Genomic DNA, 24,017 nt, shown 5'->3' with positions numbered 1-24,017 from the left:
GACAGGGAGCATTGCAAAATGAAAAAGAAACTGGCCGTATTTTTTCCGGGGAGACGCTATGGCGTAGACTGCCCGCTGCTTTATTATGCAGAGTCGATCTGCCGGGAAAAGGGATACGATACACTGCTGATGCACTATTCGGAATACCGGGACAAAAAAGACATGATCACCATCGAAGAGAATATCAGACAGACGCTTTCTTATGTGCGTGGGCGAATCAAAGAAAAAGATCTTGCTTCGTACGATGAGATTCTTTTTGTGTCAAAAAGTCTGGGAACGGTATCTGCAGGATGGCTTGCGGATGCACTGGAAAAGGAAAAACGTGTAAAACCGGAAACGATCCGTCATATCTTTATGACACCGCTTGAGCAGACCTTTCCGTACATGCGAAAGGAAAACTGCATTGTGATAAGCGGGGAGCTGGATCACTATCTGGAACGGAAAAAATTAAAAAAATTCTGCAAAAAACATGAGGTTTTATGGTATTGTTTTCCGGATGTCGGACACAGTATGGAACATGAAAAAATAAAAGATACCCTGAAAACCATGAAGAAGATCATGAAGATCGTAGAGAATTATGTATGATACCAGGGGCAAAAGGTCAAAATCCACATGAGCTTGCTCATAAGTTGATAGGTTTTGACCTCAACACCATATTTTAAAAGTACAATCTGGAGGAAACAGTATGAAAAAATATGACGTAATCATTATCGGAGCAGGTCCGGGAGGCATTTTTTCCGCGTACGAGCTTCTGAAAAATAACGAAAATCTGGAGATCGCCATTTTTGAGGAAGGACATGCACTGGAAAAAAGAAAATGTCCGATTGATGGCAAGAAGATCAAAAGCTGCATTCACTGCAAGAGCTGTTCGATCATGAGCGGATTCGGCGGTGCGGGAGCATTTTCCGATGGTAAATATAATATTACCAATGATTTTGGCGGCACACTTTATGAATACATCGGCAAAGAGAAAGCTCTGGAGCTGATGCAGTATGTCGATGAGATTAACATGGAGTACGGCGGTGAAGGCACCAGACTGTATTCAACAGCCGGAACGAAATTCAAAAAACTTTGTCTGCAGAACCGTCTGCAGCTTTTGAATGCATCCGTAAGACATCTGGGAACCGATGTCAATTACATTGTGCTGCAGAATATGTATGCATGGCTCAAAGACCGGGCAGATTTTTATTTTGACACGCCGGTGCAGCATATCGAAAAGAGGGAAGATGGCTATCAGGTCATCTGTGAAGAGGAAAATTATGCATGCGGAAAATGTGTGGTTTCTGTCGGACGAAGCGGAAGCAAATGGATGGAAAAGGTCTGTGAAGAGATGAGCATCCCGACCAGTTCCAACCGTGTGGACTTAGGTGTCCGTGTGGAGCTTCCGGCTGTGATCTTTTCCCATCTGACCGATGAGCTTTACGAGAGCAAGATTGTTTACCGTACAAAACAGTTCGAGGACAATGTGCGTACGTTCTGCATGAATCCATATGGCATCGTGGTAAGTGAAAATACAAACGGCATCGTGACCGTAAACGGACACAGCTACGAAGATCCGACCAAACAGACCGAAAATACCAACTTCGCACTGCTTGTATCCAAGCATTTTTCCGAGCCGTTCAAGGACAGCAACGGATACGGCGAGAGCATTGCCAGACTTTCCAATATGCTCGGCGGCGGTGTTATGGTCCAGCGGTTCGGTGATCTGGTACGCGGAAGAAGAAGTACCGTCAAGAGAGTGGAAGAGGGCATTGTAAGACCGACACTTTCCGCAACACCGGGAGATTTAAGTCTGGTGCTGCCGAAGCGTATCCTGGATGGCATCATTGAGATGATCTATGCACTGGACAAGATCGCACCGGGAACGGCAAACGATGACACGCTGCTCTATGGTGTGGAAGTGAAATTTTATAATATGGAAGTACAGCTTGATGAGCATCTTGAAAGTATCCACAAAGGTCTCTATATCATCGGAGACGGCAGTGGGGTGACACATTCCCTTTCCCATGCATCCGCAAGCGGAGTTTACGTGGCAAGAGAGATTCTTGAATCCATGAGGAAGTAGCTGTTTATGCAGTAAATATGCGGATTCCGAATGTTTACAGGCACTCGTTTCGTGCAGAACGAAGCGGAGCATAGATTGCGGGAGTTACTTTGCAACGGAGCAATTCGCAGGCATCATGTGATCATAGGAACGGGAAAAGGAAAAGCAGTCAGGAAATGTATTGGAAACTAGAGGAATCACTGCATTACAGAAAACATTTTTAGAAAAATAAAAATTATAAACAATCCATAAACAAAAGATTAAAAAAGCATTGACATTGTTCAAATTTACTGCTATAGTAGAGATGCAATTAAAGAATTTGGTAGTTATGACAGGATTGTTACTGGTGATGCAGGCAAGACCCAAAGTTTCAGAGGAGAAGGATTCTGGATTCTTTGGGTCTTTTTGTTTGGGAGACACGTTATTACTATGAAAATCATCAAAGTTATTAATAACAATGTAGTAAGTGCTTTGGACAAAGACGCCGAGGAAGTCGTCATCATGGGAAAAGGTATCGGTTTCCATGCAAAGCCGGGACAGATTGTGAATGAGGAGCAGATTGAGAAGACGTTCCGACTGGAGGATAAGAAGTCAGCCGGGCAGTTCGCCAGGCTGGTGGAGAGGCTTCCGGTGGAATATCTCAAGTTATCCGACCAGATTATCACTTATGCCAAGAACAATATCGGGCTGAAGTTACACCAGAGTATTTATCTGACTCTGACAGATCATATCAGTTTCGCAATTGAACGGTATAAGAAAGGAATGCAGTTTGACAACCCGCTCAAGGTTGAGGTGAAGACCTTTTATCCGATCGAGTTTGGCGTTGGGAAGTATGCAATCCGCAAGGTCAGGGAGAAGCTTGATGTGGAGTTGAATGAGGATGAGGCCGCATCCGTCGCACTTCATATCGTAAATGCGGAATATGACACCGGTGTACGCAATACGATGAACATCACCTGTCTCATTCGCGACGTGGTCAATATCGTCAGTGAATATCTGAATATTGAACTGCAGGAAGAAAGCCTTCATTACGCCAGATTCATCACTCATCTGAAATTTCTTGGACAGCGCATTTTTACGGGGCAGATGCTCGGGGATGATGATAACGGTTTCGGAAAAGTGATCGCCGGAATGTACCCGGTTGAATATGCGTGCAGCGAGAAGATTGCGCATTATATAAAAATGCGCTATGATCACGAAATTACAGATGAGGAGACGGCTTATCTGGCCGTACATATCCGCAGAATCCAGCCGGAAAAAGAGCTGGAGGAGGATTCTCATTAAGTAAGAGAAGGAGGAAAAAAGTAATTATGATGAAATTCTTACAGAAATTAGGTAAAGCTTTGATGTTACCTGTTGCTTGCCTTCCTATCTGTGGTATCCTGATGGGTCTTGGATATGCTCTTTGCCCATCTACCATGCAGGGTGGTGACGTAGTAGGTATTGTACAGCAGATTGGTTTCTATTTAGTTAAAGCAGGTGGAGCCCTGATTGATAACATGGCTATCCTGTTTGCAATCGGTATCGGTGTTGGTATGTCTGAAGACAACGACGGTACAGGTGGACTTGCAGCTCTGGCTTCTTGGCTGATGCTGACAACTCTGCTGTCTGTAGGTGCTGTATCTGTTATCAAAACTCTTGAAGAAGGTACAACTGCTTACATTGCATTCAGCAAAATTGCGAACCCGTTCATCGGTATCATCGCCGGTGTGATCGGTTCTTCCTGCTACAATAAATTCAAAGGAACAAAGCTGCCGGATTGGCTGTCATTCTTCAGCGGCAAACGTTGCGTAGCTATCGTAGCAGGTGTTGTTTCTATCGTTGTATCCGTAGTTCTGCTGTTCGTATGGCCGGTACTGTTTGGCGTTCTGGTTGCACTGGGCGAAGGTATCGCAAAGATGGGAGCTGTAGGTGCTGGTATCTACGCATTCTTCAACCGTCTGCTGATCCCGTTCGGTCTGCATCACGCACTGAACAACGTATTCTGGTTTGATACCATCGGTCTTGGTGACCTGTCTCACTTCTGGGCTGGTGAAACATCTGCAGATGTTTCATGGAGCCTTGGTATGTACATGTCAGGATTCTTCCCATGTATGATGTTTGGTATCCCGGGTGCTGCTCTGGCTATGGTTCATACAGCAAAATCAAACAAGAAAAAAGTTGCAATCGGTCTTCTTTCTTCCGCAGCAATCGCAGCATTTGTTTGTGGTGTAACTGAGCCGTTCGAATTTGGTTTCATGTTCCTGGCTCCTGGACTGTATGTAGTATACGCTCTGCTGTACGCTATCTTCACAGTAATCACAGTTGTACTTGGATTCAGAGCCGGATTCAGTTTCTCCGCTGGTTTAACTGACCTGGTCTTCTCTGCTTCCCTTCCGGCAGCAGCTAAGACATGGCTGATCATCCCTCTGGGTATTGCAGCATTTGTAGTATTCTACGTAGTATTCCGTTTTGCAATCACAAAATTCGACCTGAAAACACCGGGACGTGAAGATGATGATATTGACGAAGCTGAAAAGAGCATCAAACTGTCTAACAACAACTACACAGAAGTTGCAAAAGCAGTTCTGGCTGGATGCGGCGGTAAAGAAAACATTACTTCTATCGACAACTGCATCACAAGACTTCGTCTGGAAGTGAAAGATACTACAAAAGTAAACGAAAAAGCAATCAAAGCAGCTGGAGCAGCTGGTGTGATTCGCCCAGGCAAAACAAGTGTACAGGTTATCATCGGAACTCAGGTTCAGTTCGTAGCTGATGAGTTCAAGAAACTGTGCAAATAATAGCTTGATATAATGGTCTGAAATCTGACCTGCAAGGGGGACGCCGTAGTGGGTGTCCCCCTTTTGGTACTCGTGCCGTTAGAAGGAGGACATACATTGGAATATAAGATTAAGACGATTTCTTCGAAAGAAGAGATTGTGAACTGCAATCGTTTTGAGATTGACCATGTGCAGTGGCATCATGCGATCACACCTCCGAAAGCCTGTGGTTATATGGGGTATCTGAAGGGGGAAGGACTCTATGTGCAGATTTGCACAGAGGAGCATGATCCGCTTGCAAGATGCACAGAGCATCACGAAATGGTCTGCAAAGACAGTGCAGTGGAAGTGTTTCTGGCATTCGCAGAAAAAGGAAAGGAACTTACCAACAATGATATGTATCTGAACTTTGAAGTGAATGCAAACGGAGCCATGTATGCAAAATATGGCTTTGGCAGACAGGGAAGACAGTTCCTTTCCGATGAAGTTTATAAGGAAACAGGCGTAAATTCCGTGATTGAAAAGGATCACTGGACAATGAGCCTGCTCATTCCGGAGAAGTTTCTGAAGGAAGTCTGCGATTATTTACCGGATGGCAGCGGCAAGGAGATATACTGTAATTTCTATAAAATTTCAGAAGATCCGGCTGTTGAACATTATATCAGCTTTTCACCAATTGACAGTGAGAAGCCAAACTTCCATCTTCCGGTCTTTTTTGCAAAAGCGGAAGTGGAATAAACCTGAAATCAGAAAGGAAGAGGAATATGGTTTTATATCAGGCAAAAGATTATAAGGATATGAGCAGAAAGGCAGCAAATATTATTTCTGCCCAGGTTATCATGAAACCGAACGCTGTTTTAGGTCTGGCAACAGGTTCTACACCGGTAGGTGCATACGAACAGCTGGTTGAATGGTACAACAAAGGTGACATCGATTTTTCACAGGTAACTTCTGTAAACCTGGACGAATACAAAGGACTTTCCGGAGACAATGATCAGAGCTACCGTTATTTCATGAACAAAAATCTGTTTGATCATGTAAATATCGACAAGGCACGTACCTTTGTACCGGATGGAACAGAACCGGACAGCAAAGTTGCATGTGCAAAATATAATGCGATCATCGACAGCGTTGGCGGCATCGACCTGCAGCTGCTTGGTATCGGCGGAAACGGACACATCGGATTTAACGAGCCGGGTTCAGCTTTCGAGAGCCTGACACACTGTGTAGCACTGAAAGAAGATACCATCAAAGCAAACGCAAGATTTTTTGAAACTATGGATGATGTGCCGAAATATGCATACACCATGGGTATCAAGAACATCATGTCAGCCAAGAAAGTTCTGCTGCTGGCAAGCGGAAAGAACAAAGCAAAGGCAGTTTATGAATCCTTCTTCGGACCGATCGTACCTGGCGTACCGGCTTCTGTACTGCAGCTTCACAACGATGTGATCGTAATTGCAGATGAAGAAGCACTGTCCCTGTGCAGAGAGAAGGGAGTGATCTAAATGATCATTAAAGGTGCATCCGTTTTTTGTGAAGACGGAACATTTCAGGTAAAAGATGTTTTTGTAGAAGATCATAAGATCGTGGCAACGGAAGCAGAAGTAAGCGATAAGACGGTGGTAGACGCAAACGGATACAAACTGATTCCTGGTCTTGTGGATGTACACAGCCATGGTGCATGCGGTCATGATTTCTGTGACTGCGACGTAGAAGGCGTAAAAGAGATTTTACGTTTTGAAAAAGCACATGGTATCACTTCTTACTGCCCGACATCCATGACACTTTCCAAAGAGATGCTGGTTGATATTTTTGCGACCGCAAAAGAAGCAGACGGCATCGCAGACGGAGCACGTGTCATTGGTATCAATATGGAAGGACCATTTATCGCACCGGAGAAAAAGGGAGCACAGAATGGTGCTTATATTCAGGCACCGTCCGCAGAGACGTTCCGTGCATGCCAGCAGGCAAGCGGCGGACTGATCAAACTGGTGACTCTGGCACCGGAGATGGAAGGTTCCGTAGAATTTATTAAGGAACTCAAAGATGAAGTGCATATTTCTGTTGGACATACAACCGCAGATTATGATACTGCAAAGGCAGCATTTGAGGCCGGTGCAGATCATGTAACACATCTGTACAATGCAATGCCGCCATTAAATCACAGAGCACCGGGTGTTATCGGAGCAGCTGCAGACAACGATCATGTATATGCCGAGCTGATCAGTGATGGTCTGCACATTCATGGCAGTGCGATCCGTGCAGCATTCCGTATGTTCGGACCGGAACGTATCGTTCTGATCAGTGATTCCATGATGGCATGCGGTATGGAAAATGGAGAATATGAACTGGGCGGTCAGAAAGTATTTATGAAAGACCGTAAAGCAACACTGGCAGACGGAACCATCGCAGGATCCGCAACCTGCCTGTACGACTGCATGAAGATTGCAATGTCTTTCGATATTCCGGAAGCAGATGCGATTTTTGCAGCAACAAGAAATCCGGCAAAGAGCATAGGTGTCTATGACAGAGTCGGTTCTATCAGTGTCGGAAAAGAGGCCGATATGCTGCTGGTAGATGACGAGTATCATTTAAAGCAAGTGTTTTAATAAGTATTGTAATTAGAGATAATTACAGAGATGCAGGATGGACCTGGGAAATCCATTCTGTAGGAGTGTGTGAAAAGGATAAGATAGAAAAAGCCTCCGCTCATCATAGGATGGGCGGAGGCTTTTGTTTTCGGCTTTATTTTGCAGAAATTTTTACTTTTTTTGAGAAAGAACCGTAAATGTTTTCCTTAGCTGTTTTTTTATAGGCACGTACCCGGTAGAAGCAGTCTTTTTTTGAAGCGAGAGAAAGTTTCAGTTTCAGGGTGCCGGTTCGTTTGATACGTTTGAACAGTTCCCATTTTTTGCCGGAAATCTGCCGGAAAACTTCATAGCCATCAGCACCGGGGACTTTTCTCCAGCTCAGAAGGTAGGTTTTGCTGCTCTTTTTTTTCGGGGAGCGTATCTGTGCTTTTTCCGGCTTCAGTGTCTGATTTTTCACCTGGGAATAAGGACTGTATACAATATCGTTGTAGCGGCTTCTGGCATAGGCACGTATCCGGTAGTAGTATTTCCTGCCGGGAACGACAGTATTGTCGGAATAAGAAGTCTTTTTTGTGTCAGCGATCAGTGTGTAGCCTTTCTTTCTGGAAGTGCTGCGGAAAATCTGATAGCCGTCTGCATACTGTACCGCATTCCAGGAAAGCCGTAAAGAAGAGCAGCGACTGCTTTTTATCTTGCGGATTGAGGATTTTGGAAGAGCAGAGACATTTGCCAGAATCTCGGTGGCAGCTTCCGTTGTATTTTCCGTAAATGCTTTGATGCGGTTATTGATCTGCTGATAACTGATATCCATCCAGCCATTGGCTTTTGTGCGGTAGTAGCTCTGGCCAATCTCAGCACTGGAAACGAAATGCAGGGATTCCAGAGAGCTGCTTTTGTCGATAAAGGCATACAGTGTCTGGTTGGTCGGCGATGCAAAGGAGATCACAACGGAAAATCGGTCACCCTGATTGAAGACGATCTCTGTATTTAAAGGAATCGTATAATAACCGCAGTAAGTGGTCACGCCGCTCTGTGCACGGTCGAGGACTGCGATGCCGCTTGTTGGGTCACCGGCTGTTGGATTTTTGTAGATCTGGATCGCATACTGGATATTTTCGGATGCCAGGGCAAAGGAAACGGATTTCAATTTTTCCTGTCCGTTCGGATTTCCACTTACAGTAAAAACATTGGAAAGGGAACTTCCGGATGGGATTGGCATGTATGTACAGGAAGCGGAACCGTCATATTGATAATTATGGGAATAATTATCGCTGTTTTCCATATCATAGGCGAATACCAGAGAATCCGAATCAGCGGTTGATTTCTTCTGGTGGTTCAGGCTGTTGTCCTGATAGGAAATATAAATATAGCCATCATTGCCGAAATCTTCGCCGTAGCTGTTTTTTGCAATCCAGGCACCTTTTTTGCTCGGACGTATGCCACTTGTGAAATTTGCCGTCGAATAATCATCATCCCAGCCGACGATCGTGAGCTGATGGTTTGTTCCGGTGTTGTTGTTGCAGTAATAAGCACCGGTAGACTTTGAATAATATTTTTTCAGGTTTACACAGAGCGGGGCGGATACCGAACCGTACTGCAGGATCAGACGTTTGATACTGGCAGTGTCAGAACCGTTTACATAGCGGACATTCTGAAGGTGGCCGACATCCTGGTAAGCCAGGCTGGAAGATGGGGTATAAAGCTGTTCATATGGATAAGAGGCAAGGGATTCCGCAGCAGCTCCGGTCCATTTGGAGAGTGCAAACATTGTACAGGCATCTGTACCGCCGACATCCATGTAATCTGGGTCTGCAAGGAGGGTACAGTCACCGGCGGTACCACCAAGAGCGTCTTCCTGAGTGTGAAAGAAAAAGTAGGCGAAATGGAATTCGGACAGATCAAAGCTGGTATCTTGCAGTCCTTTTCTGATCATGCTCGTCTCGCAGGCGGAAAGGGCGGAGAATGCCCAGCAGGTTCCGTAGGGATTCTGATCTTTGACCGGTGTCACCAGATCGTGCTCTGCCGCATTGTATCTGGAGGGCAGTACCGTCGCTCTTTTTGCGTTGTTTTCCAGAGTATCTGTCTGCAGATCACCTTCCGCTGAAGTATCGGAGAGAAATTCATAAACCGGAACAGCCGGAAGTTGTGGGTGTAGGAGAGCTTCCCCGGCGTGGACGCTGACCGGGGCAAATGTGATGCCAAGGGTAAGCAGAAATCCATGCAGGAAAAGAGAAGCCCGTTTATTGGAAGAGTTTTTCAGGGTAGATCCCTCCTTTTACGAGTGCCTGGATGGAGTCTGTGACATAAGCCTTGTCCTCGGCGTAAGTGACACCGAACCAGCGGTCACGTGTCTCCAGTACCTGCACATCAGCAAGTTGTTTTTTCAGCATGTCATCGACAACGGTCGGGATCAGATATTCGCATTTGAGATCGCCTTCTTTCTGTGCAGAAAGGAACGCTGCGAAATCCTGATCCAGATAATCGAGGATTTCCGGTGTAAATCCCCACATATTCATGGAAACATGACTGTTTGTATCAAGCGGTGCAAAACCGCCGTTTCCATCCGGAACACCGGCACCGTCTGCTGTTTTGGTGATATCGTGGGTCTCAACGATGGAAGTTAAAAGTTCTCTGTCATCTACCTGACAGATGCCGCGTGTGACGCCGCCGTTCTCACTTAAGGTATTTCCGAGGATAAAGCCTGCCATGCAAAAATGCAGCAGGTCATCCTGGCTGTGTTCCTCTACCAGGAAATCATGCACTTTTTTAAAACCTTCTTTTCCATAGTAATCGTCTGCATTGATGACAGCAAACGGTGTGTCGATCACGCCCTTGCAGCACAGAAGAGCCTGGCCGGTGCCCCATGGTTTGGTGCGGCCGTCCGGAACGGAAAAACCATCCGGCAGAGCGGACAGATCCTGAAAGGCATAAGATACGTCTGCAATTTCAGAGATGCGATCCCCGATGATGCGTCTGAAGTCCTCTTCGATATCCTTGCGGATGATAAATAAGATTTTATTGAATCCTGCCTTTAAGGCATCATAGATAGAATAGTCCATGATGATCTCACCGGAAGGTCCGACCGGTGCCAGCTGTTTGATGCCGCCGCCAAAACGGCTTCCGATGCCTGCTGCCAGGATAACAAGTGTTGTTTCTTTCATAAATAATGCTCCTCTCAAGTCTTTTTTACGATAACAGTGGCTATATTATATCATAGAATGTCTGAAAAGCAAAGGAAAAAGCAAGGCTTTATTGGAAGCTTTGCCAAAAGGAGTTTTTCGGTTGAATATTGTTGCCCCAGATGGTATAATATAAAGAATCCGTATGGAAAAATAAGAGAAACGAACTGACTGATGGAGGTAAAAAAGAACATGAGAACTTATCTTGTAACCGGAGGTGCCGGTTTTATTGGTTCTAATTATATTCACTATATGTTTAAAAAATACGGGGATGACATCCGTATTATCAACGTTGACAAGCTGACTTACGCAGGCAATCTGGAAAATTTAAGAGATGTGGAGAATCGTGACAATTATACATTTGTAAGAGCAGATATCTGCGACAGCGAGGCGATCAACAAGATCTTCGATGAAAATGACATTGACCGTGTGGTTCATTTCGCAGCAGAGAGCCATGTAGACCGAAGCATCCGCAACCCGGAAGTTTTTGTAAAGACAAACGTGCTTGGTACTCTGGTCATGCTCAATGCGGCAAAGGCAGCCTGGGAGCTTGAGGACGGCACATTCAAGGCAGACAAGAAATTTTTACATGTATCCACGGATGAAGTTTACGGTTCTCTGGAGAACGAGGGGGAATATTTCTACGAGACGACACCTTATGATCCTCACAGCCCGTATTCTGCAAGCAAGGCATCTTCGGATATGCTGGTAAAAGCCTATATGGATACTTACAAATTCCCGGCAAATATCACAAACTGCAGCAACAACTACGGACCGTATCAGTTCCCGGAGAAGCTGATCCCACTGATCATCAACAATGCATTAAACGGCAGAAAGCTTCCGGTCTACGGCGACGGCAAAAATGTGCGTGACTGGCTGTATGTGGAAGACCATGCAAAGGGCATTGATATGGTTCAGGAACAGGGTCGTCTGTTTGAGACATACAACATCGGCGGACACAACGAAAAACAGAACATCGAGATCATCCATATCATTCTCGATACGTTAAACGAGATGCTTCCGGACGAAGACCCGAGAAAAGCACATATCAATGAAGAACTGATCACTTATGTGGAAGACCGCAAGGGCCATGACCGCAGATATGCGATCGCACCGGACAAGATCAAAGCTGAGATTGGCTGGTATCCGGAGACGATGTTTGCAGAAGGCATCAAGAAAACAATCAAATGGTATTTTGAACACGAAGACTGGATGGCAAATGTGACAAGCGGTGACTATCAGAAATATTACGAAGAGATGTACCGCAAATAAGAAAGGATCGATATATGAAGGGGATTATTTTAGCAGGCGGTTCCGGTACCAGACTGTACCCGCTGACCAAAGCGATTTCAAAACAGATCATGCCGGTTTATGATAAGCCGATGATCTACTATCCGTTGTCCACACTGATGCTGGCAGGGATCCGAGAGATCCTGATCATCTCTACAGAGCGTGATCTTCCGGTATTTAAAGAATTGTTTGGCACCGGTGAGCAGCTGGGGCTTCAGATGTCTTATGCTGTTCAGGACAAACCTCGGGGACTGGCAGATGCGTTTATTATCGGAGCCGATTTCATCGGAGATGACAGTGTGGCACTGGTGCTCGGTGACAATATTTTCTACGGACAGAGCTTTTCACAGGTTCTGATGCGTGCAGCCAAGATTGAAAAGGGAGCGACTATTTTCGGATATTATGTGCGTGACCCGAGAGAATATGGTGTCGTAGAGTTTGATGAGAACGGAAAGGCACTCTCCATCGAGGAGAAACCGGAGCATCCGAAGTCCAACTACGCTGTTCCGGGACTGTATTTCTATGATAATGATGTGGTAGAGATCGCAAAGAATGTCAAACCTTCCGCACGCGGTGAGATCGAGATCACCAGTATCAACAATGAATATTTAAGGAGAGGAACCCTGAAGGTGGAGACACTTGGCAGAGGTTTTGCATGGCTGGATACCGGCACACACGATGCACTGCTCGATGCGGCAGATTTCGTAGCTGCCTTCCAGAAGAGACAGGGACTTTATATTTCCTGCATCGAAGAAATTGCATATAAGAGAGGATTTATCACAAAAGAACAGCTCGTTGAGCTGGCACAGCCTCTGCTGAAGACTGCATATGGCCGGTATTTACTGGAAATTGCAGAGGGACTTTAGGAGGAAAAGGAATCTATGAAAGAAACCCGGTCACTGCCCGCAGAGCTTTTTGCGGGCAGAACACTGATTTTTCAGCTTGCGAAAAATGATTTTAAAAAGAAATACGCCGGTTCCTACCTGGGGATCGTCTGGGCGTTTGTACAGCCGGTTGTGACGGTCATGGTTTACTGGTTTGTTTTTGGTATGATAAGGAGTTCATCACCAAGACCGGTACCGTTCGTGCTGTGGCTGATCGCCGGACTGATTCCCTGGTTCTTTTTTCAGGACGGACTGATCAACGGAACGAATGCACTGCTGGAATACAATTATCTGGTCAAAAAGGTGGTATTTCGGATTGATATCCTGCCGATGGTCAAAGTTGTGTCCGCTGTTTTTGTACACCTGTTTTTTATTCTGGTTGCTCTGATCCTGTACACGGCGATGGGATGTTATCCGACTGTTTATACGATCCAGGTGATTTATTATACGTTTTGTATCTTTGTGCTCGTGCTCGGGATCACTTATATGACCAGTTCGGTCGTTGTCTTTTTTCGTGACCTGACACAGGTGATCAACATTGCACTTCAGGTGGGAGTCTGGATGACTCCGATCATGTGGTCGATGGAGGATCTCGGCATTACCGGCATCCTTGCGTCCATCTTGAAATTAAATCCGATGTTTTATATTGTCCAGGGATATCGTGATGCCTTTATTTACAAGATATGGTTCTGGCAGCGTCCGGGCATGACTCTGTATTTCTGGGCATTTACTCTGGTGTTCTGGCTGATCGGCACGAGACTGTTCCGGAAGTTAAAGATACATTTTGCGGATGTTCTGTAAATTTATGAGGAATCGAAATCTATGAGTGAAATGGCAATTCAGGTAAAAGACCTGAGTAAAGTATATAAATTATATAACAAACCGTCTGACCGTCTGAAGGAGACGCTTGGATTTCATGTGGATGCGAGGGAGCATTATGCGTTGAAACATGTTAATTTTGAGATCAGAAAAGGCGAGACGGTCGGCATCATCGGGACGAACGGTTCCGGTAAATCGACGATTCTGAAGATCATCACCGGTGTTCTGAATCCGACCGGAGGCGAAGTGAACGTGGATGGACGTATCTCGGCACTTCTGGAGCTTGGAGCCGGATTCAACATGGAATACACCGGGATCGAGAATGTCTATCTGAACGGAACGATGCTTGGATTTACAAAAGAAGAGATCGATGAGCGACTGGACAATATTCTGGAGTTTGCGGACATCGGTGATTTTGTTAATCAGCCGGTCAAATCGTACTCAAGCGGTATGTTTGTGCGGCTGGCATTTGCCGTTGCCATCAATATCGATCCGGAGATCCTGATCGTGGATGAGGCACTGTCGGTCGGAGACGTTTTTTTTCAGGCAAAATGTTACCGCAAATTTGAGGATTTCAAAAAAGAAGGCAAGACGATCCTGTTTGTCAGCCACGATCTTGGAAGCATCACAAAATACTGTGACCGTGCGATCCTGCTCAACCAGGGCGAGAAGATCTTTGAGGGAACGCCGAAAGAAGCGGTTGATATTTATAAGAAGGTTCTGGTGCATCAGTTTGATCCGTCTGAACTGGAGACAGACAGCCGGATGAACGATGTCGAGGATGTCAGTGCAAACTGGAAGGATTCGGTCGTGGTCAATCCGAAGCTGATCGAGTATGGAGAGAAGATTGCGGAGATCACAGACTATGCGATCCTCGATGACAAAGGGCTGATCACCAATACCCTGATGAAGGGCAACACCTTTTCTGTTCGCATGAAGGTGGATTTCCACGAGGAGATCAAAGAGCCGATCTATGCGTTTACGATCAAGAATCTGCAGGGGATTGAGATTACCGGAACGAACACCATGTATGAAAAGGCAGATGTCAAAGGTAAAAAAGAGGGCGAGAGTCAGGAGATCACCTTCACGCAGAAACTGGATCTGCAGGGCGGAGAATATCTGATTTCTCTTGGATGTACCGGTTACCGCAACGGAGAGTTTGTGGTATTTCACAGATTGTATGATGTATGCAGCCTGACGGTGATCTCAGACCGCAATACCGTCGGTTATTACGATATGAATTCAAAAGTAACACTATCCTGAAGCGGGGGGAATTATGGCAAAGTTTAATCTGGATTATTACAGCGGAGAGAATTTTTACTCCGACGGAGATATTGAAAAGGAAATACTGAAGATCGTCAAAACACAGGGCAGTTACGAGAGTATGGAGAATGTTCCGTTTCCGGTACTTTACCATCTTTCCAGAGTCCGCGAGAACATCCTGAACTGGTATCCGTTTCAGGAGGATGCGACCTGTCTGGAGATTGGCTCCGGCTGCGGGGCGATCAGCGGCCTGCTCTGTGAGCGGATGAAAAAGGTCGTGTCGGTGGAGCTTTCCAAGCAGAGAGCGGACATCAACATGGCAAGGCATGAGCGTGTGCCGAATCTGGAGATCTGGGTCGGCAATTTAAATGATATGGTGTTCGGTGAGCAGTTTGATTACATCGTGCTCAACGGCGTGTTTGAGTATGCACCGGGCTTTACCGAGGGGGATCAGCCGTGCGAGACGTTTCTTAAGAATATCAAACGGCTGCTCAAGCCGGAGGGGATCCTGTTGATTGCAATTGAGAACCGCTTTGGACTCAAGTATTTTGCGGGTGCACCGGAAGATCATACCAACGGCTATTTTGACGGCATTGCCGGGTATCCGGACAATCATTCCGTGCGGACATTCTCCAAAGGAGAGTGGGAACGTCTGATGGAAGCCTGTGGTTTTTCTTATCACCGTTTTTATTATCCGTATCCGGATTACAAGTTTCCGCGGGAAGTCTTTACGGATGAGTCTTTAAAAGAGCAGAAATATGGTCTTCCAACCTGGAATTTCACAAAATACCGCATGGCACTGTTCCGGGAGGGACAGGTGGCGGAGACGATTCAGCAGGATGGCAGAATGGATTATTTTGCCAATTCTTTTCTGATCGAGATGAGCAGAAATCAGATCCGTGCTGATAAAAAAGTGCTTTATGCGAAGATGAGCACCGACCGCGACCGTCATTTCTCCATTGCTACCACGATTGAAGAGCAAAACGGAGAAAAAGTGGTTGTCAAGCAGCCGATGACAAACGAGGCAAAACGTCACCTGCAGAATATGCAGAACAAACAGAAAGATTACGGAAGCTGGAGCAGCCTTGGCGTGAAAGCAAAAGGCGATGCTGTCGTGACACCGTTTCTTCAGGAAAAAAGCCTTGGACAACAGGCAAAGCAGGCCATTTATGAACATAACGTGGAAAAAGTGAAAAATTTGATTTCCACGGTCAGTATGCTGTGTGAAAAAGAATCCGCAGCAACTGGGAACCGTCATATCGTAAGCCGGGAGATGTCCGGAAGAGAGCGGACGGAGTTTGCCCAGGTTTTTGGAACTTCACAGATCTGCCCGGAACTGCCGTGCATTGCCCCGGCGAACATCGATCTGATCCTCGACAATATTTTTGAAAAAGACGGAAAATACCGTGTCATTGACTGCGAATGGATCTTTGATTTTCCGGTTCCGGTGGCATTTATCATCTGGCGTGCCATCAATGAGCTGTACAGCAGCTATCCACAGCTGGAACAAGACTGCAGGATGCAGGAGCTTTTAGAAGAATATCAGATTACGCAGGAGATGTCCGAGACTTTCCACAAGTGGGGCACCTATTTTGCAGAACACTACGTCGGAGCGAACCGCGTATTGCACTACAGCATCCCGGAGATCGGTATTTCTCTGGAAGAGTTCCGCAAACGCCACCAGGAGAAGGATCTGCTGAACTGCCAGCTCTTTGTGGACACCGGAAACGGGTTCCGGGAAGAGGAGAAAATCCAGGCGGAAACGGTTCTGCAGGACGGAGCGTTCCGCGTGACTTTTGATCTGAAAAATTTTAAGGACTGGAAGGCACTGCGTTTTGATCCGCTGGAAGGAAAACCATGTATCTGCCGGATCGACCATGCCGGAACCAATGCGAAGTTAAAAGCGGCCAACGCTTCCGGAAAAGTGGAGCATGGAGATCTGTTTTTAACGACCGATCCGGTTTATCTGGTCAAAATGGAAGAAAACAAGGATCAGGTAAAGATCAGCGGCATGATTGCGGTACTCTCCATGGAAGAGGCACTGGAGCGTGCAAACTGGCTGCTTGGTAAAAAAAATGGTCTTGCATTTTGGAGGAAATAAATGAAAAAAAGGACAGAGGCAGTAGATATTATTATACCGGTGTACAATGGTTACGATGATTTGCAGCTTTGTATGCCGAGTGTGTTAAAGCATACAGATTTTACGAAGCACCGGCTGATCCTGATCAACGACTGCAGTCCGGATGAACGGATTGCACCTTATCTGGATAGCTTTGCCGGGGAACATATTCTGGTACTGCACAATGAAAAAAATCTGGGATTCTCCGCAAACGTAAATAAAGGAATGGCACAGTCAGAGGATCGAGATGTCCTTCTTTTAAATTCTGATACAATCGTTACCGCAGGGTGGCTGGACAAGATCATCGCCTGTGCATACCGGGAGGAGAGCATCGGAACGGTGACACCGCTCTCAAACAGTGCTACTTTATGTTCGGTTCCGGTCATGTGCCAGGACAATCCGATGCCGGAAAATGTCACGGTAGATGAATATGCCGGACTGATTGAAACGTGCAGCCTCAGACGTTATCCAAGGATCACCGTTGCGGTTGGTTTCTGTATGTATATCAAACGCAGTGTGATCGATGACATCGGTGTTTTTGACGCTGAAACGTTCGGCAGAGGCTACGGGGAGGAAAATGATTTCTGCAACCGTGCAGAGCAGGCAGGTTATCATCATGTAATGTGCGATGACACCTTTGTATACCATAAAGGGACCGCTTCGTTTGACACCGAAGAAAAGAAAAAGCTTCTTGAAGAACATGAGGCAATCTTAAATGACCGTTACGCTGCCCAGATGCGGATGAACCATCGGTACTGTATGGAAAATCCGGATCAGGAGATCCGCGACAATATCAATATGTATACAAAGCTGCACAACGGAAAGCAGAACATTCTCTATCTGCTGCATCTGGATTTCCAGGAAGGGGCATTCAACAACATCGGCGGCACACAGATTCATGTCAAAGAGCTGACGATGGCACTGAGGGATGAATACAATGTCTTCGTGGCGGCAAGAGATGAAGAATATTTAAGACTGACGATCTACACAGACAAAGATGTGGTCTCCCTGAAATTTGAAATTGGCGAAGCACCGAAGTTTCCGGTTTTCCGTGATGAAAAGATGCGAAAGATCTATGAACAGATCCTGCTGGCATTTGACATTGATATGGTGCATATCCAGCATTCGCAGGATCTTTCTCTGGAGCTTTATTTTGCGGCAGAGCGTTTCGGAATCCCGGTGATCGCAACCATTCATGATTTCTATTATGCCTGCCCGACGATCATTCTTCTGGATAACGAAAATCAGTTCTGTCAGAAAGAGGATGTAAAGCTTTCCTTTGAAGAGAGGCAGAAACGCTGCCGGGAATGTCTGCGTCAGAAAAAAGACATTGCAAGCCAGGTTGATTATCTTCGCATCTGGAGAAGGGAAAATAAAAAGGCACTTTCCATTTGCCGGAAACTGATCTTCCCATCCGAAAGTGCGAGGGATATTCTGCTTGAATATTTCCCTTCTCTGAAAGAAAAATGCATGGTCATCGAACACGGAGAAGACAAACTGGAGCGTGATATCATCCATGTGCCGTCACCGGAGAAGCATCAGAAGAGCGAGCACCTGCACGTGAAGCTGGATCGTGTGCCGGGAGCCGATCAGGGGCTCAATGACATCAAAGGCTGGGCTTATCTGGAAGGCGTGCCAAACGAAGAGACGAAGATTTATGTGGAATTTACGGACAGCAAAGGCAAAAAGGACTGTTTTCTGGCAAACAAAGTACCAAGACCGGATATTGTCGATGCATTTGGTGCAACAGAAGCATTGATGTGCGGTCTGGATCTTCGTATCAGTACCAGAAAACTTGCCGACGGACCGGTGAAGATCCGTGTCTATGTCAAGCATGACGGCGTGTTCTACACGGATAATCAAAGTACCAAAGGAGAATATCATCATCGCTTCGGAAAACGAGGAAGGCTCAATGTGGCATTCCTTGGAGGAATGGTTCCGCAGAAAGGAAGTCTGATGGCAAGAGAGCTGATTCCGATGGACAAAGGCGGGATCAACTGGTTTGTACTGGGTGCGATCGGTGATAAGAATATTCTGGAAATTTCACAGGAGAACTGTTTCTTCAGCTCCACTTACAAAAAAGAGGAACTTCCGCAGCTTCTTGAAGATAATGAGATTGATATTATCTGCATTCTGCCGATCTGGCCGGAGACATTCAGTTATACCGTCTCAGAAGCATGGCTTAATGGGATTCCGATTGTTGCAACCGACATCGGGGCAGTCGGGGAGCGTATCAGAAAGACAGGCGGCGGCTGGCTGGTGAAGCCGGATGCCAGCCCGGATGAGGTGATGCAGCTGTTGCATCATATCATCGATCATCCGGAAGAATATCAGGCAAAGAAAGAGATCGTGGATGACATGGAGATGAAAACGGTGGAGCAGATGTGCGAAGAGTACCGCAGCTTCTACCGGGAACTTCTGGAGTTTACGGAAAAAGAACTGCCGGAAGACAAGATCGACCGGGATTTCATTTTCCAGGGACTGGCTCTTGGCGATCCATCCGTTGGCGGCAGCGGCGGCATCGCGGCGATGAACCGACTGAAAAACGAGAATGCGGCACTGAAAGCGTCGATCGAAGTAACAAAAGGAACGATTTCTTATAAAATGGCAAGGAAAATTTCGGATGCGAAAATACCATTTAAAGAGCAGATGAAACGATTCCTTCATCGAAAATAGAGTAGCAGAAAATGAGCAGTCGGAGACCCGGTGGTTTCCGGCTGCTTTTTATAGAAAATGCTCACTTCTGGTAAAATGCAAAGGTGTGTTCTCCTGAGCCGACCGGAACACAGACGAAGCAGGCATCGGCACGTAAAACATCGGTCTTGATGTCGTCTACATAAGCTTTTACATTCTTGCTGTATGGGATTGGCAGAAAGAGAAAACCGGCATTTTCTGTCGTCACGGTACCGGAGATCTGGTCCTTTTCGGTATTCTCATCGAAAGCAATCTGAGCACCGGTGTAGGCGGATATGGTTTTGACGGAGCCAAGCAGTGCAAGGTCTGTGATCCGACAGCTTTCCTTTTCACAGGAAAAGTTTACCGAGTCGGACGAGATGGAAATGGCGATTTGCACGTTTTTCTTCTCGCCGGCCGTAAACGGGATCTGATATACCATGTCCGAATTCTGTGAGACGGTCAGCGTGCCGCCAGAATCGGCTGTCAGAGCAAAAACAAGATAAACTCGCTGGTAAAGTCTTGATGTGGCGGTATCAAGCTGGATAGCTGCCGGAGAGGAGGGATTTACCGTAAGATCCGTAAAGTCTCGGGAAATGCCGTCCAAGGTGCAGCTTTCCTGAAGTTTTGATGCCGGACGTATCTTCTTTCCGGTGATCTCTTTTGCAAGGGAAGCGGTCGCACTTTCCGAATCCGCAGCGTCGGAATCAGCAGTATCGGCATCCTCCGATCCTTCCCCTTCCAGCAGAACATTCTCCTGAAGGATCCGCTCCAGATCGAGGGAGACATCGCTGTTTAAGATGGAGGTATCTGCCGCACGCGTATAAAAACGTGCAAAAGAGGGCGGGGCCTGACTCTGGGCGGAAGCGGCATCGCCGAACTGCTCACTGTAATAGGAAACGGCGGTATCGTAAAAAGAATCTGCTTCTCCAAAAGAGATCAGACCCATGTGGCGTGCGGCCACAACCAGAAGCAGGCAGAGCAGGCCGCCAAGCAGTATGCCGAAAAAAAGCGAGAGCAAATGTCCGAAGACTTTGTTTTTTGCTTTTTTTGTGTTTTTATCCGAACTGGAATCTGTTTTATCTGAAATCATCGTTTTCACTTTGTCCTTTCTATATGATAAGCGTCTCAATAACTGGAAATCTTTATGAGTCATACGTGATTTTTTCGTGCTCTGCACTCCCAAAATCACGCAAACATTCGAAATTCGCTCATTTTTTTACAAAAAATGGCTGCTTTCTCATGTTTTAGCGGTCCTCATAGACACAAATACGTATGCAAGCATCCGTTTTGTGTCCATTTGTCCCTTGACTCATCATATCACATCTGCCGGAAATCCTGCAATCAAAAATGCGGGAGAAAATCCGACACTTGACAGAAAAGCTTCCTCTATACTATAGTGTACAAAGAGTCTTTTCAGGTGAAACAGAGAAAAAGTTAAGATAAATGCCCCGGATGGAAATGCTTTCCGGAAGAGCAGAAAAGTAAGAGAGGAAACGTATGGATTTTTCGAAACTGGCAAAAAGCCTGAATCCCTACACGATCAAAAAGGGATTTTCTTATTTGAAGCAGTATGGTTTTCAGGAATTTAAAGTGCGATTATCAGAGCGATTTGAAAAAGAAGAAGTCGATTATAATGAGTGGTGTAAGAATGATATTCTGACGGATGAGGAGCGAAAAGCACAGAGAGAACGGATCTGGGAGTATCCGCCGCTGATCAGTGTTGTGGTTCCGATTTACAAAACACCGGAAGTTTTTCTGCGGCAGATGATCGAATCGGTGACGGCACAGACCTATCCGCACTGGCAGCTGTGCATTGCAGACGGAAGTGGAGATACCGCAGGGACAAAACGGATCGTTGACAGTTATCTTTCTGATAAACGTATCAAATATAAGATCCTTGCGGAAAATCTGGGCATCGCAGACAACACGAATGCAGCGATGGAACTGGCGGACGGCGATTATATTGCTCTGTTTGACCATGATGATCTGCTTTCTGAAAATGCCCTCTATGAAGTGGCGGATCGGATCTGCAAAACAGGGGCGGAGATTGTTTACACAGATGAGGACAAGGTGACAAGTGATCTTTCCGAGCGTTATCAGCCAAATTTCAAGCCGGATTTCAATCTTGATCTGCTGCGTTCCAACAATTATATCTGCCATCTGCTGGTTGTGAAAAAGACACTGGTGCAGGAAGTGGGCGGTCAGAAAAAAGAATTTGACGGAGCACAGGATCACGAGTTTCTGTTCCGCTGCGTTGAAAAAGCAAAAGGGATCGAGCATATTCCGAAGGTGCTGTACCACTGGCGGGTGCACAAGGCTTCCACAGCGGACAATCCGCTCAGCAAAAAGTATGCCTACGATGCCGGAAAACGGGCAGTGACAGAGCACATCCGCCGCTGCGGGGAAGAGGCAGAAGTGACTGATACGCTGTTCCCTGGATTTTACCGGGCGAAATATCAGGTGACGGGCGAACCGCTCGTCTCGATCATCATTCCGAACAAGGATGAAAAAGAGACACTCAAAAAGTGTCTGGATTCCATCAAAGAGAAATCAACCTATCGTAATTATGAGATCATTATTGTGGAGAATAACAGCACCGGGCAGGAGATTTTTGATTATTACAAAGAGATTGACGGCAGGGACGGCATCCGGGTCGTTTACTGGAAGTCGGGCTTTAATTATTCTGCTCTGAACAATTTCGGGTTTACATTTGCAAAAGGCGATTATATTCTCTGCCTGAATAACGATGTGACGGTGATCACACCGGACTGGCTGGAGCGGATGATCGGACAGTGTCAGCGAAAAGAGGTCGGCATTGTGGGAGTGAAACTGTATTATCCGGATGATACGATCCAGCATGCGGGCGTGATCATCGGTATCGGCGGTGTTGCCGGGGCGATGTTTGTCGGTATGGCAAGAGAACGCAGCGGTTATCTTAGAAAAGCAATCCTTCAGCAGGATTTAAGTGCCGTGACGGCTGCCTGCATGATGGTGGACCGCAAAGCATGGGAGGGGGCAGGCGGATTCAACGAAGACCTTGCCGTTGCATTCAATGACATTGATTTCTGCCTGAAGGTAAGAAGAGAAGGCTATCTTGTAGTTTATGAGCCGAATGTCGAGCTGTATCACTATGAATCCAAGAGCCGCGGTTACGAAGACACACCGGAAAAACAGAAACGTTTCTTAAGTGAAATTAACTATATGAAAGCACACTGGAGTGAGATCCTTACGAAGGGCGATCCTTATTACAACGAGAATTTCTCACTCAACACCTGCAATTATACATTGAGAAAGCGTTAGGAAGGAATGCATATGGCAGAAGTTACGGTAGTGATACCGAATTATAATGGAATCGGATATTTAAAGGACTGTCTGGATACATTAAGAGAGCAGACCTGTAAAAATTATGAGACAGTCCTTGTGGATAATGGTTCGACGGACGGAAGCCTTGCGTTTGTAAAAGAACATTATCCGTGGGTAAAGATCCTGGCACTTGACCGGAATTATGGTTTTTGCCATGCGGTCAATGCGGGAATCCGGGCAGCAGAGTCTTCTTATGTATTTCTTCTGAACAATGACACAAAGCTGCATGAAGACTGCATTGAGGAGCTGTTGATCATGATGCGGCAGCATCCGCACTGCTTTTCCTGCTCGTCAAGAATGATCAAAATGCACGAGCCGGACAAACTGGATGATGCCGGGGATTATTACTGTGCCCTTGGATGGGCATATGCACTTGGAAAAGACAGGCCGTGGAAAGATTATCTCAAGCCGAGAAAAGTGTTTGCAGCCTGTGGCGGAGCTTCCATGTACCGCAGAAGCGTATTTGAGAAGATCGGACGGTTTGATGAGGCACATTTTGCCTATCTTGAGGATATTGATGTCGGCTACCGTGCCCAGATCTATGGCTATGAGAACTGGTACTGTCCGCGGGCAGTCGTATGGCATGTCGGAAGCGGGACGAGCGGATCAAGATACAATGAGTTTAAAGTACGCCATTCTTCGAGAAACAATGTTTATATGATCTATAAGAATATGCCGTTTCTGCAGATCATACTGAATCTGCCGCTTCTGATTCCCGGGTTTGTGGTCAAGTGGCTGTTCTTTGTCCGGAAAGGCTTTGGGAAAGAATATGCAAACGGTATTTTTAACGGCATTGCCATGTCAGACAAAGAGAAAAAAGTTCCGTTTCAGAAGCGGCATCTGTGGAATTATGTGAGAATTCAGGTGCAGCTCTGGGTGAATGTCGTTCGAAGATTTGTGATGTAATAAAGATAAAAAATAGAAATACAAAACGTAAATTATTTGTAAAACGCTGCCAAAACGGGCAAAAAAGAATTGCCCTTTTTCGGCGTATGCGTTATGATAAGGCAAGCAAACAGGGAGA

The 24,017-nt window shown here is 46.2% G+C and carries 18 protein-coding genes; 15 read left to right on the top strand and 3 right to left on the bottom strand.

Annotated elements, in window-relative coordinates; translation table 11 throughout:
- Positions 1-18 precede the first annotated feature (18 nt).
- From GPK60_RS04265 to nagA, 7 genes are all read left to right on the top strand, one after another.
- Positions 19-585 (top strand): hypothetical protein, encoded by a 567-nt coding sequence (locus GPK60_RS04265; protein ID WP_215658917.1) that lies wholly within the window; start codon positions 19-21, stop codon positions 583-585.
- 100 nt (positions 586-685) lie between these two features.
- Positions 686-2,065: an FAD-dependent protein gene (locus GPK60_RS04260; protein ID WP_022119992.1), complete on the top strand. Its 1,380-nt coding sequence runs from the start codon at positions 686-688 to the stop codon at positions 2,063-2,065.
- A gap of 408 nt (positions 2,066-2,473) precedes the next feature.
- A complete protein-coding gene (locus GPK60_RS04255) occupies positions 2,474-3,328 on the top strand; it encodes a PRD domain-containing protein (protein WP_022119991.1) in 855 nt (284 codons plus the stop codon).
- Between the two features lie 26 nt (positions 3,329-3,354).
- A complete protein-coding gene (gene nagE, locus GPK60_RS04250; RefSeq protein WP_330592701.1) occupies positions 3,355-4,827 on the top strand; it encodes an N-acetylglucosamine-specific PTS transporter subunit IIBC in 1,473 nt (490 codons plus the stop codon).
- 96 nt (positions 4,828-4,923) lie between these two features.
- A complete protein-coding gene (locus GPK60_RS04245; RefSeq protein WP_147632015.1) occupies positions 4,924-5,544 on the top strand; it encodes a carbohydrate-binding family 9-like protein in 621 nt (206 codons plus the stop codon).
- A gap of 26 nt (positions 5,545-5,570) precedes the next feature.
- Positions 5,571-6,314, top strand: coding sequence for a glucosamine-6-phosphate deaminase (gene nagB / locus GPK60_RS04240; protein ID WP_022119988.1), 744 nt, complete (start codon positions 5,571-5,573; stop codon positions 6,312-6,314).
- Positions 6,315-7,418, top strand: coding sequence for an N-acetylglucosamine-6-phosphate deacetylase (gene nagA / locus GPK60_RS04235; RefSeq protein WP_215658916.1), 1,104 nt, complete (start codon positions 6,315-6,317; stop codon positions 7,416-7,418). It abuts the gene before it with no gap.
- A 136-nt stretch (positions 7,419-7,554) separates the two neighbouring features.
- Here nagA and GPK60_RS04230 read toward each other — a convergent pair whose 3' ends face one another.
- Both GPK60_RS04230 and GPK60_RS04225 read right to left on the bottom strand, forming a co-directional pair.
- Positions 7,555-9,444 carry a lectin like domain-containing protein gene (locus GPK60_RS04230; protein WP_276572157.1) on the bottom strand — a complete coding sequence of 630 codons (1,890 nt, stop codon included), beginning with the start codon at positions 9,442-9,444 and terminating at the stop codon, positions 7,555-7,557.
- 196 nt (positions 9,445-9,640) lie between these two features.
- Complete coding sequence (locus tag GPK60_RS04225) at positions 9,641-10,561, bottom strand: sugar phosphate nucleotidyltransferase (RefSeq protein ID WP_215658914.1); 921 nt, start codon at positions 10,559-10,561, stop codon at positions 9,641-9,643.
- Positions 10,562-10,771: 210 nt separating this feature from the next.
- On the opposite strand from GPK60_RS04225, the gene rfbB reads away from it, so the two are divergent.
- From rfbB to GPK60_RS04195, 6 genes are read left to right on the top strand one after another with little or no spacing between them, the layout of a single operon-like run.
- A complete protein-coding gene (rfbB, locus tag GPK60_RS04220) occupies positions 10,772-11,851 on the top strand; it encodes a dTDP-glucose 4,6-dehydratase (protein WP_022119984.1) in 1,080 nt (359 codons plus the stop codon).
- A gap of 14 nt (positions 11,852-11,865) precedes the next feature.
- Entirely contained in the window at positions 11,866-12,735 is an 870-nt protein-coding gene (gene rfbA, locus GPK60_RS04215) for a glucose-1-phosphate thymidylyltransferase RfbA (protein WP_022119983.1), read from the top strand.
- Between the two features lie 15 nt (positions 12,736-12,750).
- Complete coding sequence (locus GPK60_RS04210) at positions 12,751-13,554, top strand: ABC transporter permease (protein WP_022119982.1); 804 nt, start codon at positions 12,751-12,753, stop codon at positions 13,552-13,554.
- A gap of 21 nt (positions 13,555-13,575) precedes the next feature.
- Positions 13,576-14,835, top strand: a complete 1,260-nt coding sequence (locus GPK60_RS04205; protein WP_215658913.1) for an ABC transporter ATP-binding protein — start codon at positions 13,576-13,578, stop codon at positions 14,833-14,835.
- A gap of 13 nt (positions 14,836-14,848) precedes the next feature.
- A complete protein-coding gene (locus GPK60_RS04200; RefSeq protein ID WP_215658912.1) occupies positions 14,849-16,936 on the top strand; it encodes a class I SAM-dependent methyltransferase in 2,088 nt (695 codons plus the stop codon).
- On the top strand, positions 16,937-19,630 hold the full coding sequence (locus tag GPK60_RS04195; protein WP_215658911.1) for a glycosyltransferase: 2,694 nt from the start codon (positions 16,937-16,939) through the stop codon (positions 19,628-19,630).
- 61 nt (positions 19,631-19,691) lie between these two features.
- Here GPK60_RS04195 and GPK60_RS04190 read toward each other — a convergent pair whose 3' ends face one another.
- Complete coding sequence (locus GPK60_RS04190) at positions 19,692-20,720, bottom strand: YfhO family protein (protein ID WP_215658910.1); 1,029 nt, start codon at positions 20,718-20,720, stop codon at positions 19,692-19,694.
- Between the two features lie 407 nt (positions 20,721-21,127).
- Here GPK60_RS04190 and GPK60_RS04185 point away from each other — a divergent pair, with 407 nt between their 5' ends.
- Positions 21,128-22,930 carry a glycosyltransferase family 2 protein gene (locus tag GPK60_RS04185; RefSeq protein ID WP_215658909.1) on the top strand — a complete coding sequence of 601 codons (1,803 nt, stop codon included), beginning with the start codon at positions 21,128-21,130 and terminating at the stop codon, positions 22,928-22,930.
- Between the two features lie 12 nt (positions 22,931-22,942).
- The gene (locus GPK60_RS04180) at positions 22,943-23,899 is read left to right on the top strand and encodes a glycosyltransferase family 2 protein (protein ID WP_215658908.1); all 957 of its coding nucleotides are present in this window, start codon (positions 22,943-22,945) and stop codon (positions 23,897-23,899) included.
- The last annotated feature ends 118 nt before the right edge of the window (positions 23,900-24,017 follow it).

This window comes from Ruminococcus sp. MCC718 (genome assembly GCF_018783905.1).
Classification (GTDB): Bacteria; Bacillota; Clostridia; order Lachnospirales; family Lachnospiraceae; genus Hominisplanchenecus; species Hominisplanchenecus faecis.
The sequence above is the reverse complement of the archived record's forward strand: the minus strand, read 5'-3'. Positions and strand labels throughout refer to the sequence as shown.

Bases quoted from the DNA above. Each gene is read 5' to 3' on its own strand.
- rfbB (WP_022119984.1), top strand. From the start codon at position 10,772: ATGAGAACTTATCTTGTAACCGGAGGTGCCGGTTTTATTGGTTCTAAT.
- GPK60_RS04255 (WP_022119991.1), top strand. From the start codon at position 2,474: ATGAAAATCATCAAAGTTATTAATAACAATGTAGTAAGTGCTTTGGAC.
- nagA (WP_215658916.1), top strand. From the start codon at position 6,315: ATGATCATTAAAGGTGCATCCGTTTTTTGTGAAGACGGAACATTTCAG.
- GPK60_RS04200 (WP_215658912.1), top strand. From the start codon at position 14,849: ATGGCAAAGTTTAATCTGGATTATTACAGCGGAGAGAATTTTTACTCC.
- nagE (WP_330592701.1), top strand. From the start codon at position 3,355: ATGATGAAATTCTTACAGAAATTAGGTAAAGCTTTGATGTTACCTGTT.
- GPK60_RS04225 (WP_215658914.1), bottom strand. From the start codon at position 10,561: ATGAAAGAAACAACACTTGTTATCCTGGCAGCAGGCATCGGAAGCCGT.
- nagB (WP_022119988.1), top strand. From the start codon at position 5,571: ATGGTTTTATATCAGGCAAAAGATTATAAGGATATGAGCAGAAAGGCA.
- GPK60_RS04205 (WP_215658913.1), top strand. From the start codon at position 13,576: ATGAGTGAAATGGCAATTCAGGTAAAAGACCTGAGTAAAGTATATAAA.
- GPK60_RS04260 (WP_022119992.1), top strand. From the start codon at position 686: ATGAAAAAATATGACGTAATCATTATCGGAGCAGGTCCGGGAGGCATT.
- GPK60_RS04265 (WP_215658917.1), top strand. From the start codon at position 19: ATGAAAAAGAAACTGGCCGTATTTTTTCCGGGGAGACGCTATGGCGTA.
- GPK60_RS04185 (WP_215658909.1), top strand. From the start codon at position 21,128: ATGGATTTTTCGAAACTGGCAAAAAGCCTGAATCCCTACACGATCAAA.
- rfbA (WP_022119983.1), top strand. From the start codon at position 11,866: ATGAAGGGGATTATTTTAGCAGGCGGTTCCGGTACCAGACTGTACCCG.
- GPK60_RS04180 (WP_215658908.1), top strand. From the start codon at position 22,943: ATGGCAGAAGTTACGGTAGTGATACCGAATTATAATGGAATCGGATAT.
- GPK60_RS04190 (WP_215658910.1), bottom strand. From the start codon at position 20,720: ATGATTTCAGATAAAACAGATTCCAGTTCGGATAAAAACACAAAAAAA.
- GPK60_RS04210 (WP_022119982.1), top strand. From the start codon at position 12,751: ATGAAAGAAACCCGGTCACTGCCCGCAGAGCTTTTTGCGGGCAGAACA.
- GPK60_RS04195 (WP_215658911.1), top strand. From the start codon at position 16,937: ATGAAAAAAAGGACAGAGGCAGTAGATATTATTATACCGGTGTACAAT.